Origin of the sequence: Bacillus cereus group sp. MYBK220-1, from assembly GCF_051916445.1 — a bacterium.
Lineage (GTDB): Bacteria > Bacillota > Bacilli > Bacillales > Bacillaceae_G > Bacillus_A > Bacillus_A cereus.
This window is the reverse complement of record NZ_JBQAGQ010000007.1, coordinates 27,398-42,238: the sequence shown is the minus strand read 5'-3', so window position 1 is coordinate 42,238 and position 14,841 is coordinate 27,398. Positions and strand designations below refer to the sequence as shown.

The following is a 14,841-nucleotide window of genomic DNA, read 5'->3' as shown; positions in this document are numbered from 1 at the left end:
AAGCTGATATAACAAAAAATTAAATACATTGTTTCCATGCTTCTAAAAATTTTGTTACAACTTGTAACTCGGAATCATTAAATTGTTGGAATAACTCACTGTAACGCTCATGTGCAATTTTATGTAATTTTTTATGAACAATGGCTAATTGTATTCCCTTATCAGTTAAAGTATAAAAGATTTCCTTCTTATTATCTGTATTTTGATGCGTCAATAAAATTTTATTATCAATAAGAACGCGAATAGCTTTAGAGATGGTTGCTTTAGAAATATTAAGTTCCATAGATAGTAGAGAGTTATTCATTTGTTGTTTACTCTCATGAATAACCGAAACAATATGTAGTTGCGTTAGAGTCCAATTTTTATTTATATTTTCATATTCACTAACTAATTTTTTTATCATCTCTTGAGATGCATATTTTTTCTTTTCTCTTGTTATGACAAAGTCTTCAATAGCTTTTAAGGTTTGTTCATGGACAAAATTTGTCATAATAATCTCCCCTATCTAGAATTATTGTTTACCGGTTAACAATATAAAGTTTACCAGTAAACAATAATTAGGTCAACAATTTAAAAAAACGACTTTTATGCATTGAAACTAACTCTTTAATATAATAGGACTTTATTAGGGTAAATTGTGAAAAATAGATACATTAAAGGTTCTTACATAATTAGTTAAATTTCAATTTAGCAATTGACAATTGCTAAATGAGGATATAAAATCAAAATAGTTTACTGGTAAACAAAAAAGAAAAAGAAGGGTAGAAACATTTAAATGAATAAGGGCATAAAACAGAAAATTTACGATAATTATCTACATTTGTTACATCTCAATGAACAAAAGGCAGATAAGGATATTGAGACTTTTTTTAAGCAAGCAAAAATGGAAGAAATAGAACATGTACCGACAAATATGACAAGTATACACGTAATTGCCTGTATTGGTGAAAATCAGCCAATAAATAATATTACAATTGCAAGGAAAATGAATTTATCTAAAGCGAATATTACAAAAATTAACACCAAATTAATAAAAGAAAATTTAATCACTCGTTTTCAGTCAGTTGATAACAAAAAGGAGGTATATTATCAACTTACTCCGGCAGGACAATCACTTTGTGAATTACATCAGAAAATTCATGACCAGAAAGAAGATGAATTTTATCAGTTCGTTGATTCATTTTCTGAAATTGAACAAAACGCAATATTGAAGTTTTTACAAAATATAAACGATAAAATGTTGGAGAAATAAATTTATTATAACTTAAATAAATTAGCTAATTATTAATAATCTTTTAGGAGGGATAGCATGAACCGTGTTAAATCAAGTGCTTCTTTTCTTTTATATTTGTTGTGTATTAGTGCTTTTTTCGCTTCTTTAAATCAAAATATATATTCTCCAATAATCCCCATAATTCGGGATTCATTCCAAGTATCTATAACAATGGTTAACCTTTCCGTTTCTATATTTATTTTTATTACGGCAATTATGCAAATTGTTTTTGGTTCTATAATTGATTTTAAAGGTGCTAGGACTATTCTTATTCCGAGTATTATTTTAACAATTATAGCGAGTATTGGTTGTGCAATTACAAGTAACTTTACAGTATTTTTAATATGTAGAATTTTACAGGCTGTAGGGACTGCTGCAATACCACTTATTGCTGCAACTACAATTGGTACTGTATTTCAAGGAGAACAACGAGGAAGTGCAATGGGTACATATCAGACCATGTTATCCATTGCACCTGCTGTTGCACCTGTGCTAGGAGGTTTTATTGGGCAAAAATATAATTACCCAGGTGTTTTCTGGCTACTTGTAGCAGTATCTGTAATTCTATTTATAACTAATTGGATATATTTCCCTAATGATCGTGTAGGAAGTAAAAAAGAATTGAGTGGGAAAACACTTATATCTCACTATGCTTCTATATTTAAAAGCAAAGTGGGCAGTTCCATATTAATATTAAGTTTCTTTGCATTTTTTCTTTATTTCTCCTTCCTTGTTTACTTACCAATTTTATTAACTGATCATTATCAATTAAGTTTACAGGTAGTGGGTGTACTTTACTTACCAATGGCTATTAGTTTAATAATTGGCAGCATGACTTTTAAAACAATTCAATCAAAAATTTCACAAAAAAAGCTTTTTATAACTGGAAATGTAGTATTAGCTTTGAGCGTTATATTATTTGCTGTGACACACTCGAAAACTTTAATTGGCGTAACAGTTGCTTTAATTCTTCACGGAATATCAATTGGTATCCTTACTCCTTTATTTGCTACTATGATTGCAAATGAATTTGAACATAATAGAGGAAGTGCAATGGGAATGTTTAACTTTATTAGATATATGGGAATGGCTGTAGGACCTATTGTTTCGGGGGTATTATTAGCACATTTCACACCTACAGTTGTATTTGCTCTATTTGGTGGGTTTTTTATCTTTCTCTCTTTTGGCATGCTTATACGGATTAGTAAAAGATCTATTAAAATTGTGCCAAAACAAGAAAATCTAAAATAAGAAAATGATTTATCATAAAGAATTAATAGTATATAGAATATACAGTTAAATTATTATCCATAATAAAATTATGGTAAATTAAAAGGTAGTTTTGTTCATAATAAAATGTGTAATATATTGTTTCTTTTTTAGTTTTCAATAAGAGAAATTAGATTTAGTTAAGTAATAAAAAAAGTGTAGAAAGGTTTTATTTCTACGCTTTTTTTATTTGATATCAAATTTATTGCTATTCTAAATTTTTTATATAAGATTTTACAGCTAGCAATAGAAATTCTTCCTGTCCCATACCTGCATCCTCTGCCATTTGCACTACTTTTTGCTTGAATTCATAATCTGCATGAAAAGTTAATGGCTCTACATTACTTTTAAAGTAAACTCCCTCTACATGTGGAAGGATAGTACCTGATTTCATATGAGAATATAAGTATTTAATCTCTTCTTGAAACTGTAATGGATCAACTTGTAATACGAAAGGTTTAATTTCTAATTTAATAGTATCAGATGAAATACTCAATCGCATATTTGTGACACCTAGCTCTTTGTAAAATAAATTTATTAGATTATAAGTAATGGAATTAAATAGCTGAGGTTTTTTAAATGAAAAAGATAAATACCCTCGTTTGGTAATTACAGCTTGTTTATGGAAAGGTTCAAAGGAGTAATTATGTTCCTTATAAGTGGATAGAGGGAAAATTTCTTCGTCTTCTGTAAGAATCTTGCCGTCTGCTCCATTGATTTCTATTACCCTAGCTATTTTTCCGGTATGTTGATGTGTTAATAATTGATATAAATATATCTCTTCTTGTTGAATCTTAGTAATGAATGTTTTTCGCTCTTTTGTTTTAGTTTTTTCATAATCAAGCATAAAAATCTCTAGCTCTTCTTCATCGATAAGATATACTTGTTTTCCACGTTTTTCTACCATTGTCGCGGGTAATTTTCCAGATTTGATGTATGTAAAGATAGTAGATGGTGCAACATTAAGAATTTCAGCTACTTCTTTCGTGCTAAGGCCTTTAACCTCATTTTTATTTTTTAAACGTTCAATGTCCTCTAAATAGAAAATCTTACTACCAAATTGCTTCCAGTTATCTTTATATACACATTCTATAAATCCATCTTTTTCTTTTTTTAAAATTGTTTGTACCGTTACTCCCAATAAGTCGGCTGCCTCTTTTGTCGTTACAGTAGGTTTGGTAATGAACAATAAATCTTGTGTCATGCAAGGACACCTCCATAACTATTGTTTGCTAGTAATTTAGATATGTATATATCATAACAGAATATGACTTACATTTAAAATAAGAAATAGAATTTATTAAAGTTCTTATAAGATTTTATAGTTTAATAAAGTTTTATAGTTAATTTAACAGTATATAAGTTTTTAAAGGGAATTAGTTAATTATTAAACAACATCTATTCACTAAAAAATTATAAAAAAACATAAGTATAGGATAATAGAGAAGAATTTAGGATTCTTATAGAAAGAATATGAATTATCATTTGTATAATGTATAGAAGTAAAATAAAATGATAATTAAGGATAATAAAGAGAATTATATTCATAATCTTCAATAGGAGTGGTGAATTCGAATTATGGATAAACAAAATGAAAAAGAGAACTTACCTATAATAAAGAATAAAAGTGAAAATATAGATACATATGTAGAAAACATAAGAGATATGGTTCCATTCTTGCATGATAGTCGTTATGTAGATAAGGTGGAAGAAAAGATGGAGGTTGCAGAAAAAGAGGGAAAGAGTAAATATACGTATTTAAGTGATCTGGAAGTCATTTATCATTTCGTACATTTACAAAAAGATATGGATGAGAAGAAGAATAGAAAAGAGGATACGAAAAAGAGTTATATATCTGAAATCTTGTCATTTTGTCAGTGCATGGTGCAGCATGCAGAAGAATTCGAATTGAATGGGGAAGAGGTACAGCAAAATGATTCGTTATTAAAAACATTAAAGCCTTGGCATATTCGTAAATATAATGCTTGGTTGAAGCAGGTAGAGAACGGGAGAAATGGAGATACGTACGCAGTCGCAACACTTGCAAAAAAATCAGTACTTATACGTTCTTTTCTAAAACATCTTCATGTATTTGCTTATATTGAAAGACCTGTTCATGAAGAACTGCAGCGCGCTAATGTAAATGAACAGGATCGGCCAAATCGGGACTTATCTTATGATGAAGTGATGAAAATTTTAAGGTTTTATAAAGAACAAGGGCATTTAGTAAACTATACAATCTTACTAGCTCTAGCAAGTACCGGTGCAAGAATTCAAGAATTGTGCACCGCGAGAGTGAAAGACTTACATTATGACGGAATGTATTGGTTAAAAGTCACAGGAAAAGGAGATAAAGCACGTGAACTTTTCATTCCTGAGCATTTATTCCAATGTATTAGCGAAATGAGACGGAGAAGAGGATTCCAGACTATATTGGATCGGGGAGATGAATGTCCTTTATTCGTAAATCAAAGAGGGAATTTTTATAATCCAAAAACGTTATCAAATCAGGTAACAGACATGATAAAAAAGACAAATTTAGATTTTCTAAAGTATCGTGAAAATCCTGTAACGGCACATACATTCCGTCATGCTTTTGCAATCATGGCAGTTGAACAAGGAAATGCAGATTTATATCATTTAATGCAAACACTTGGTCATGAAAATATCCAAACAACAAAGATTTATTTAGAAAAACATATGAAACGGAAGAATAATGTGGGGACTTCATTTGCGGATATGTTGGTTTGAAATTTTAATATGAAAAATTGTTTAATTGTGTATTTTTTACATAATTAAATGCACATTATTTAACATGTGAGAAGGTTTTATTATATAGAACTCAAGAATCTACACATTAAGAAATGGCTAAGAAAAATCAATAAAGGTAGAGTCCTGGCGTTCATTTAGAGAAGAAATGAATGTGTTAGGAATTCAGGATTCAGATGTGTTTCAAATTCAGTTAGTGGAATATGGTAAAGAGAGAACGAAAAAGAATTTTCCTAAAAATAATAGAAGAAAATAGTTTACTTACGTATAAATATCATAATTAAGCACATGTTATATACAAATATAGTGGAGGTGCAATTATGAATATTCAAAGACACGAAAGTAATACAAATGAAATTCTTATTTCTGCTGCAGCAAGTGCTATTGAGCAAATGAAGTATGAAATTGCCCGTGAATTAGGAGTCACACTTGGACCAGATACATCATCACGTGCAAACGGCTCTGTCGGTGGAGAAATTACAAAACGCTTAGTTCGAATGGCTGAAGAGCAATTATCAGGACAACACAGATTACATTAAGTTAAAATAATAAAAGAAAAAAGGGCCCATAAAACGGACCCTTTTTCTTTTTATTTACAAAGAATCTGAAAATTAGTTTTTATAACTTAAAAACGACCTTTCAGATTCTTTTATAAGAGGTTTTATTCAATAAGATAATACGATAAGGGCTGAATTAAAAATAATCCATTACAAGTAGATTAAGAGCTGTTTAACATATTCTTTTTATATTTTATTATTTTTATACTAATTTATTAAAAACCTATAAGTAGTGAAGTCATCGCTTTAATCAACCATTGATATTGATCGATAAATAGGGGGCACCATTTCCTACACAGTAGCCTTTAGAAAAAAGAAGCAACCTCTACTATGATTGATGTTGTATGAGCTTAGCTTGATAGTGATGTATGGTGACCCCTATAAGCAAATTTAATAGTTTTGCAATAAAATTTATAAGTAGGGTAATATGTACTTCATTTACTATTTTGGGGTATTTAAAAATTTTGCAAAAAAAACACTAATTTAATTTTTTATAGCTTTGCAAGACTTTTGTTATATTTACGTTAGCGTTTTGTAAGACTTAACAGATATGATGAAGGCAAGTTAAAAAATACTCTTTTAAAAACATTTTATTTCTAAGGGGTATTCAAATTATATAAAGGCAATTTGGAGGGAACGAAGATGAAGAAATTAAAACCTGCGCTTAGTGTAGTAGGGAGTTTAACAATGGCCTTAACACTAACTTCGCCTGCATTAGCAGAAACAAGTCTTCCAACGGAAGGAAGCAAAGTTGAAGTATTTAAAGAAGATGCAAATGCAAAAGAAGGAAAAAATCCTGTTTATGATACTAATGATAAAATAGGAAAGTTGATGACAGAAAACATTGATGTTCAAAATAATGATTGGGATAACGATGGTATCTCAAACGATTTGGAGAAGAATGGTTATAAAATTGAGTTTAATCGAAAAACCGGAAAAAATGAAGCAATAGCATGGGATCCTGAGAAGGATAAAGGAAAGCTCAAATTTATTTCAAATCCTATGAGTGCAAATTCAGATGGAGATCCTTTTACAGACATGTATGAAGTTGAGAATTATAACAGTAATTCTGATACGGACTTTAACCCTATAGTTGCTAATATACCCAATCTACAAATTGGTTTGAAACGAATCGAAGTAATCCCTATTGCAACCATTACGGATAATAACGGTGGATCGATCAGCAGAGGATGGGAAAAAAGTGTAGCCACACAACATTCATTTAATGTAGGCCTAACTGGTACCGGTGGTGTAGAAGGCTCAGCAGCCGGTCCTGTTCCTTCCGGAAGTGTTTCAGTAAACGTGGGATACGGATATTCAAAAACAACTACTGAAACGGAGAGTTATACAAATAATTTTGATTGGTCTACCGCAACAACTGTGGATACAGCGAAAGCAGCAAAAGTACGCGTACACCTGGAATATAAAAATGTAGGTACCTCATCTGCTGAAAATGTATCACCGCATTTTAATATTCGTTTAGGAAATAAAATTATTAATACTGTAAAAGCAACACAAGATCGTTATAAGGAAAACTACCTGAGTACTGAAAAAGGTGGACGAAATAAAACAGAAATAGTCATCGACAGTTTAGAGGGACAAGCAGATGTGAATATTTTCTTATCGTTAGATGAATTAAAAGCCGTTGAACAAGGGGAGCTTCTTGCGATTGAAGTGTTACCTACAAGTACAATGGATGTATCTATCGAAAAAGATGGAGAATTCATGAATTTAGGAGATTCAGGAAAATATGAATCTAGAGTAAATGCAACTACAGAGGAATTAGAAACAGACATTGGAAATAAGCCTAAGTTTAGAGTATATAGTCCAAAGGGATCTCGCGGTGAGTATCCAGCTTTATCATATAACGAAGTGTTTAAACATGTAAATATAGATACAAATAAAGTAAATAATATTGTGAGCAAGTCTACAAGAAATAATCCTATAGAAGTTGTTTCATCTTCCAACGCAGCTAGTTATGGTACTACATTGGAAAATTATAAAAATAATGAGAATGTGGGTTTATATACTAACGCTAAACACGGGGCTTTCGAAAACTTACAGCCACCAAAATTAGAAGAAAGTAGTTATGATCCTATTACAAAAAAGATTCGTGCAACAATCTCACCTGGTTTATTTGGAGCAAAAAATGAAATCTCCGCTTCCTATGAAACTAGACAAGGTTCTACCAAAAAAGTAACATTAGTTAGAAGTGGGAATGGACACATATATGAGTCTAGAGAAAATGTACCATTTGGTGAATTTTTACCGTCAAATAAGGTTACATTTGAAGTCCAGGATTCACAAAATAAATTACCTACAAACAAGATTTCTACCGTTGTTAAATATAATGCCGAATTTGATAATTATGTAGTAGATAATTCAGGTGAATTTGTTGAAGAGGGAGCTTCTTATACTATAGCAGATAATAATCCAGACACATATAAAAGATATTGGGGAAGTCATCATGCTAGCAATAAATGGGAATACCTTCAGAGTGAACTTTCTAGCTCTGAAAAAGTGAATCTAGTTATCGAAAGAGTAGGTCAACCTAAACCTGGACAACCGATCAAAAAAGATGAAGAGGTATTAATTAAATTCGCAAATCCTATTTATTCAGATTATGCCTATTTAAAACTTCAGGATGGTTATATTCATTTAGACCAAAAACGAAATGCAAGTACTTTTAAATTTAATTCTGTATCCGATAGTCCAACATTCTATAAACTGTTCAAAATACAATCTAATGGTAACTATATACAGCGGGAATATGACAATAATTATATGAAATACGGTACTGGTAATGGGAATAATATATGGAATCTAACTAGAGTTCAGTAAAAGAGAGCCATTCTTTTGCAGATAAAGGACTAGCTCCAATTGTTGCAAATAAAGAAAAGCTTTGGATAAGAACAGACAACGCCATCTAATATCAACTATACATGGCTGTTAGAACGTATGAAACAAAGGGTAATAAGGGATAAGGTAATCTCGCCATTAAACTAAAAAAACGTGATGCCCAAGACTAAAAAAGGGAGATCACGTTTTTTTAGTCTTGGGCAAACAATCGTCAGACTTGTATAATGTTTTATGCTGATTTCAAGGGAGATATGATTCAGATTGAATACATTTGTTAGTTATCATCATTGTATATAACTTTTAAAAATTTATGAGAGGCAATTTTATCAGAGAATTATCTTTTTCATTAGTAGTGAAAAAGCAAAGGAGTTGTACGGGTGAAAAACAGAATTTTAATTATAGAGGATGAAGCAAATATCCTGGAAGTATGTAAGAGGTACTTAGATAGGGAAGGGTATGAAGTCTATACAGCTATAAATGGAGAAGAGGGATGGAATAGATTCAATCAATATCAACCTGACTTAATTATTTTAGATTTGATGATACCAAAAATGGATGGTTGGGAATTATGTGAGAAAATTCGTCAACAATCCAATGTCCCTATTATAATGTTGACTGCTAGGGGAGAAGAAAGGGATAGAATTTTAGGCTTAACAATGGGGGCAGATGATTACGTGACAAAACCTTTTTCACCCCGTGAATTAGTATTAAGGGTTCAAATTATATTGAGAAGAGGTAATCAGATAGCACTCCCAGAGAAAGAGCCTGTATCACAAGTGATAGAATTTCTAGGTTTAGAAATTTATCCAAATACACGATGCGTATTTGTTTACGGAAATAAAGTGGAGTTAACAGTTAAAGAGTTTGAAGTGCTATGTATCATGGCTAAGCAGCCAAAGCAGGTTTTTTCTCGATCACAACTTTTGGATCTCATTTGGGATTTTGAATATGAAGGAAATACCAATACAGTTACTGTATTAATAGGGCGTTTACGAGAAAAATTGGAGAAGCATGCAAAACAAACACGTTGGATTCATACGGTTTGGGGCATTGGTTATCGTTTTGAGCCAAATGGAGGAAATGAAACATGAAATTACGATATCAATTATTACTCATGAATCTATTTAGCACCAGTATCATGTTGATTGCTATTTGGTATAGTGATAAGAGAATGTTACTTGCACCTGAACAAACAAAATTATTAACAGGAATTGCTATTTTAGCAACAATTGGTTCAACAATTATTTTTTGGCTAATGACACGCCCAATTATGAGGTCTATCCAAAACTTAATGGAATTAACAAAACAATTTGGTGATAGGCAGTTCAAGACAACTTACATAATTGGAAAAGAACCACGAGAGTTTAAAGAATTGGCAACTGCTTTTCAGCAGATGGCTCAAAATTTAGAAGAGGGATTTACCAAATTAGAAGAAGCAGAAAAAGCACGTAATGAGCTAGTTACGAATATTTCACATGATTTACGAACACCTATGTCTAGCATGCAATTAATGATTGAGGCTTTGCAAGATAATCTAATTGAAGATCCTGCAATGAAAAAGAAGTACTTAGCCACAATTCTAAAAGAAATTCAACGATTAAGTGGGCTAATTAACAACCTATTCGATCTTTCCAAGTTAGAGAGTGGACAAGATGATTTTCACCCAAGTTTATCTCATGTGGACAACGTTCTATTAGAGGTACTGGAGTCTCATTCGGTTTTATTGTCAGAAAAACAGATTGAATTAAAAATACACGTCTCTGATACACTACCTCAACTTTGGATTATGCCATGTAAAATCGTACGTGTTATGAGTAATCTATTACATAATGCTATTCGATATTCCCCAGTGTCGGGAGAAATCGTATTAATTGTAGAAGAAGATAAGCAAACTCAACAAGTAGAATTTATTATACGTGATGAGGGGAAAGGTATTTCTTCAAGTGACCAATTACGTATATTTGAACGTTTCTATAGAACAGATCAATCGAGAAGTTCACAGTCAGGAGGTTCGGGCCTCGGGCTAGCTATTGCAAAATCATTGATTGAACTACATAATGGAAAAATCGGCATGCGAAATCGTTTAGATGGTAAACAAGGAAGTGAATTTTGGTTTACTCTTCCCATAACATTAGAAAAAAATAAGACTATTGAAAGATATTTATAATATTTAGGGTGTTTTATCAAATATGAAATTCTTGAAAATAAAGAGAGAAGAAGGATATAACTTCTTCTCTCTTTATAGGAGGTGGGAATATCAATTGATATTCCCAAAAGTAAAGTTTTGGATTGGTAATTTACTTTTTTAATATTATAGCGAGGAATTTATGTTTATCCTATATTTTTAAGTGGAGAAAACTTCTGCAACAGAATACTATATTTCCTATTAATATAGTTAATCCAATCGAGCAAGCCGAAAAAAACTTTTGAAATATGCATACTCCTTTTCTAATTAGATTAATATAAAAGGAATAGAAACGTTATAATATTTTTTAGTTTGGAAGAGCGTAGAATTTCACTTTAAATGTACCGTTAGAAGTATATCCACTAGGAGGGCCTGCGATATACAAATTCTTTCTATCATCTCCTGAAGGAATCGTTAGAATAGAACCATCTCTAACATTTGACCAAATCCCACGGTCTGAACCATTACGTATATCTTTTGCAACACTAAATGACAAAGAGGTAGCACCTTCTCCTTCCAAAACAACTCGTACTTTGGTACCTGCCGCAAGATCATCAAGTGAAAAATTATCACTTGATCTGCTGCTTTGACCAGGCTGCGCACGATAAAGTGAATCTATCTCTCTTGTTAAATTTCCTGTTACATTAGACAATTTGAATTTTTGATTATTACCACCATGGAAATTATATACTGTAACATTTGTTCCATTTGCAGTACCAGAACCACTTACATCTAACACTTTGTTTGGATCCTTCTTATTCCTTACATAATAATATCCATTTCCTGCTTCTGTTGGTATCCAATATTGCTCTTCCTTATTTTGATTAGATGTAGCAACTACATTATTGGAACCATTAGAATCATTCCAGGCTAATATTAAATTTTCATTTGTGGCACTTTTAAATTGATATGCATTTTTATTTGAATCATATACTAGCTTCCATTTTTGATTATTAGCGTTGCCATTTTGCCACAACAGAACATTTCCATCTGCTTGATTTAAGTCAACGACACTACTATTATTTAAAGTAGAAACTATTTGATAAGCACCACCATCTTCCAGTTCCGGTGCGTAAGGGTCAAAGCTAATAGGTGGCTTTGCTTCCTCAAGGGATTTTTCAAAATTTCCATCTTTGATTTCAATTGTTGCAGATCCAAAGTTCGTAGTCATTAATTTTTCTCGAATAGCTAGGCTTGGATAGCCATTCCAACCAACCATTGGTAGATGGAGCCACTGGTGATAATGGTTTTCTGGCGGTTCGTCATTGCTATTAGCCAGGCGAAAAGCATGTGTCCCCCAGCCGTCCTTATGGTATACAATTTTCGGGTGTTTTCCATCGAATCTGACGCTTGAGCGAGGATTAGTGTACCAGTTACCATGTGCTGAATAAGTTACATATTGAACCTGACTATCTTTAACCCAAACTATTGTGTGTTCCCAGTCATGTCGATGTCCACCCACAGCAGCGTTGGGAGTCATTTGATCTTTCTCAAAGTAACTCGCATACATAATTGCAGTCCAACCATTATTTGATATGGCCCGAGAATAAGTGTTTGAATTTTCCAGTTGGGGAAGATCTCTACAGTTACTGCTCAGCGAACCGCCCAAACTTAGACCAGGGTTAGTCGTGCCATCTGGAGAAATTGCTGCAGTCGCATAACACCCGTCTGTGTCGTAGTCATACACAGGAGCATACTCTAACTCTATATTTGACGCATTTTGTGGGAGTGCCTTGATTACATCCGCATATGCTTTTGAGCTAGAAAGATAATCCTTATCAAATTGTCCACCTAAGTTGAATGCAAATGTACTTAATACAATTAACGCAGTCATTACTATCTTTGATATTAATTTCATATTACCCCTCCTAAATGAAATGAATTTAATCGATAGTTACAACAGAACTTAGCTGAGTTTATCCAGAATTGATATTACTTATATATCAATCTCTCCTTTCTATATAAGTCCTCTTTAAAAAATCATCATGATAAATTTTTCCGAATATACGATACATAAACAATTGCATCATTTCCAACATCTTCTTTTCCGGTAAAAGCGCTAACATCATTTACTAGTAATAAAGTAAAAACAATCAATCTACTCTAATCACTGAATTTAATTAGAAGCCACTGTCTAAAATCCTTCTGAATCATTCGAAACAGTTGATGTAATGCATATTCATAATAGTTAATCATTCTTATACCTTTTTACATTTCCTCCTCTCTAGTTGAATATAGAGCTACTTCACAAACAGCATCAAGATGAGATAAATTTCAAACAAATATTATAGTTACTACCAAATTAATTTAAAGATTCTAACCATTTGATGCTTGGGTAAAATATAGCATATATTGTCGAAATTTGTCCACAATATATCAGAATTATCAAAAAATAAAAGGTGGCATTGATGATTTTCGAAGGTTAACAGGTTCTGCTAAAAAGTTTTAATAACGAAAACCCCCATCTTTTTACAGTTTATAATGAGAATTTGACTCATATTTTTCGTTTTTGGGACAATTAATCTCTTAATCTGCTTGATGTATAAGGATATCTACAATGTAACGAAGATGGAACGATGGTTAAAGGTTGGAAAAATATCAATGGAAAATGGTATTACTTTTATGAAAAATTTCCCATGGCTAAAAAATTTAATACTATGAATGGAAAAACGTATTACTTTGATAATAACGGCGCTATGTCTACTGGATGGTTGAAAGAAAATAAAAATTGGTACTACTTAAATGCAAATGGATCAATGAAAACAAATTGGTTACAAAAAATAGAAGTTGGTACTATTTACAATCTAACGGTGCAATGGCAATAGGAAAGGATGGCGTTTTTGTATGTCTATTTCTGTATCTGATGAATTACAACTATTTGCTCAAGAGATTAAAAGTCTTTTATCTCCAGCATTAGAACCCAAAAGATAAATAACTTGAAAATTTTATTTCTTTTTACAGATAACTCACAAAAATAACATATTTCAATCTTATTGTTATATGTAATGATTATTTTATATAGCTAGTTTTTTTCAAAATAATTATTACATATACAGGAGGTTTTGAAATGGATATGGATTCCTATTACTGGGAAATGGTAAAAAAGAATATTGGTGTTTATTCAAAAGCGGAACAAGAATGTCTTAGGAATAAAAGAGTAATTATCTTTGGGTTAGGGGGAGTAGGAGGTTACGAAGCAATCCTCTTTTCTAGGATGGGGATTGGGCATATTACAGGGGTCGATCCAGATGAATTTGAAATATCTAATATAAACAGACAAATGTTAGCCCTTTCTAGTGTGGTGGGAACACCAAAAGCAAAAGTTGCAGAACAGGTAGTAAAAGATATACATCCCTATATTTCAACAAACTTCTTACAGGCAAAAGTAGATGAAGACAATGTAATGGAACTGATAAAAGGACACGATATTGTGGTAGAAGCTGTCGATGATATGCCTTCCAGGGTAATTATACATAGAACAGCTAGGGAATTAGGTATACCGAGTGTAGGGATGTCAGGTAGTCCACCTACAAGAGGATTTGTTTCTACATTCTATCCAACTGGAATTCCTTATGAGGAGGCATTGAATGTGTCGATTGTAGGTTCAAAATTAACAGATCCTAAACTAAGGCAACAAATTGCTGATGTCAAGAAAAAAAGAGCATGGTATTCAGTCGAAAAAGGAGCACCAGAAGATTGGGCACAAGATTTTTGTGACGGAAAAGTAGGGTGGATTATTACCCCTATGCGTGCTCATCTTTTATCACTTTTTAGTTTTCATGAAGCAATTCAAGTGCTAACAGGTCGTGAACCTTTAGCTAGAGCACCAAAGGGCATAGTTATAGATTTAGATAGTCTTACTCCTGTCCAGGTAAAAGAAGCACCAGAAAACGGTTGGGATTATGCAACATTATAAGGGGGAAGCAAAT

General features: G+C 32.0%; 12 protein-coding genes and 1 pseudogene. 10 read left to right on the top strand and 3 right to left on the bottom strand.

Going from position 1 to position 14,841, the window contains the following annotated elements:
• Positions 1–19 precede the first annotated feature (19 nt).
• Positions 20–490 (bottom strand): MarR family transcriptional regulator, encoded by a 471-nt coding sequence (locus ACTFRU_RS23090; protein ID WP_017658172.1) that lies wholly within the window; start codon positions 488–490, stop codon positions 20–22.
• Positions 491–775: 285 nt separating this feature from the next.
• Between ACTFRU_RS23090 and ACTFRU_RS23085 the strand changes: the two genes are divergently transcribed.
• Together ACTFRU_RS23085 and ACTFRU_RS23080 are read left to right on the top strand one after the other, a co-directional pair.
• Positions 776–1,252 (top strand): MarR family transcriptional regulator, encoded by a 477-nt coding sequence (locus ACTFRU_RS23085; RefSeq protein WP_069604036.1) that lies wholly within the window; start codon positions 776–778, stop codon positions 1,250–1,252.
• 57 nt (positions 1,253–1,309) lie between these two features.
• Entirely contained in the window at positions 1,310–2,524 is a 1,215-nt protein-coding gene (locus ACTFRU_RS23080; protein WP_440037898.1) for an MFS transporter, read from the top strand.
• Between the two features lie 226 nt (positions 2,525–2,750).
• On the opposite strand, the gene ACTFRU_RS23075 is transcribed toward ACTFRU_RS23080, so the two are convergent.
• Entirely contained in the window at positions 2,751–3,746 is a 996-nt protein-coding gene (locus ACTFRU_RS23075; protein WP_440037897.1) for a helix-turn-helix domain-containing protein, read from the bottom strand.
• Between the two features lie 374 nt (positions 3,747–4,120).
• Between ACTFRU_RS23075 and ACTFRU_RS23070 the strand changes: the two genes are divergently transcribed.
• From ACTFRU_RS23070 to ACTFRU_RS23050, 5 genes are all read left to right on the top strand, one after another.
• The gene (locus ACTFRU_RS23070; protein ID WP_242245307.1) at positions 4,121–5,293 is read left to right on the top strand and encodes a tyrosine-type recombinase/integrase; all 1,173 of its coding nucleotides are present in this window, start codon (positions 4,121–4,123) and stop codon (positions 5,291–5,293) included.
• 338 nt (positions 5,294–5,631) lie between these two features.
• A complete protein-coding gene (locus tag ACTFRU_RS23065) occupies positions 5,632–5,850 on the top strand; it encodes an alpha/beta-type small acid-soluble spore protein (protein WP_001025757.1) in 219 nt (72 codons plus the stop codon).
• Positions 5,851–6,510: 660 nt separating this feature from the next.
• On the top strand, positions 6,511–8,709 hold the full coding sequence (locus ACTFRU_RS23060; protein ID WP_440037896.1) for a binary toxin-like calcium binding domain-containing protein: 2,199 nt from the start codon (positions 6,511–6,513) through the stop codon (positions 8,707–8,709).
• Positions 8,710–9,104: 395 nt separating this feature from the next.
• The gene (locus tag ACTFRU_RS23055) at positions 9,105–9,818 is read left to right on the top strand and encodes a response regulator transcription factor (RefSeq protein WP_440037895.1); all 714 of its coding nucleotides are present in this window, start codon (positions 9,105–9,107) and stop codon (positions 9,816–9,818) included.
• On the top strand, positions 9,815–10,894 hold the full coding sequence (locus ACTFRU_RS23050; protein ID WP_246963684.1) for a sensor histidine kinase: 1,080 nt from the start codon (positions 9,815–9,817) through the stop codon (positions 10,892–10,894). Before ACTFRU_RS23055 ends, ACTFRU_RS23050 begins: the two co-directional genes overlap by 4 nt.
• Before the next feature lie 325 nt (positions 10,895–11,219).
• Here ACTFRU_RS23050 and ACTFRU_RS23045 read toward each other — a convergent pair whose 3' ends face one another.
• On the bottom strand, positions 11,220–12,770 hold the full coding sequence (locus ACTFRU_RS23045; RefSeq protein WP_440037894.1) for an NPP1 family protein: 1,551 nt from the start codon (positions 12,768–12,770) through the stop codon (positions 11,220–11,222).
• A 718-nt stretch (positions 12,771–13,488) separates the two neighbouring features.
• Between ACTFRU_RS23045 and ACTFRU_RS23040 the strand changes: the two are divergent.
• From ACTFRU_RS23040 to ACTFRU_RS23030, 3 genes and pseudogenes are all read left to right on the top strand, one after another.
• Positions 13,489–13,536 (top strand): annotated as a pseudogene (locus tag ACTFRU_RS23040) (hypothetical protein); the annotation flags it as partial.
• A gap of 12 nt (positions 13,537–13,548) precedes the next feature.
• Entirely contained in the window at positions 13,549–13,737 is a 189-nt protein-coding gene (locus ACTFRU_RS23035) for a hypothetical protein (protein WP_440037933.1), read from the top strand.
• Between the two features lie 242 nt (positions 13,738–13,979).
• On the top strand, positions 13,980–14,828 hold the full coding sequence (locus tag ACTFRU_RS23030) for a HesA/MoeB/ThiF family protein (RefSeq protein WP_440037893.1): 849 nt from the start codon (positions 13,980–13,982) through the stop codon (positions 14,826–14,828).
• The last annotated feature ends 13 nt before the right edge of the window (positions 14,829–14,841 follow it).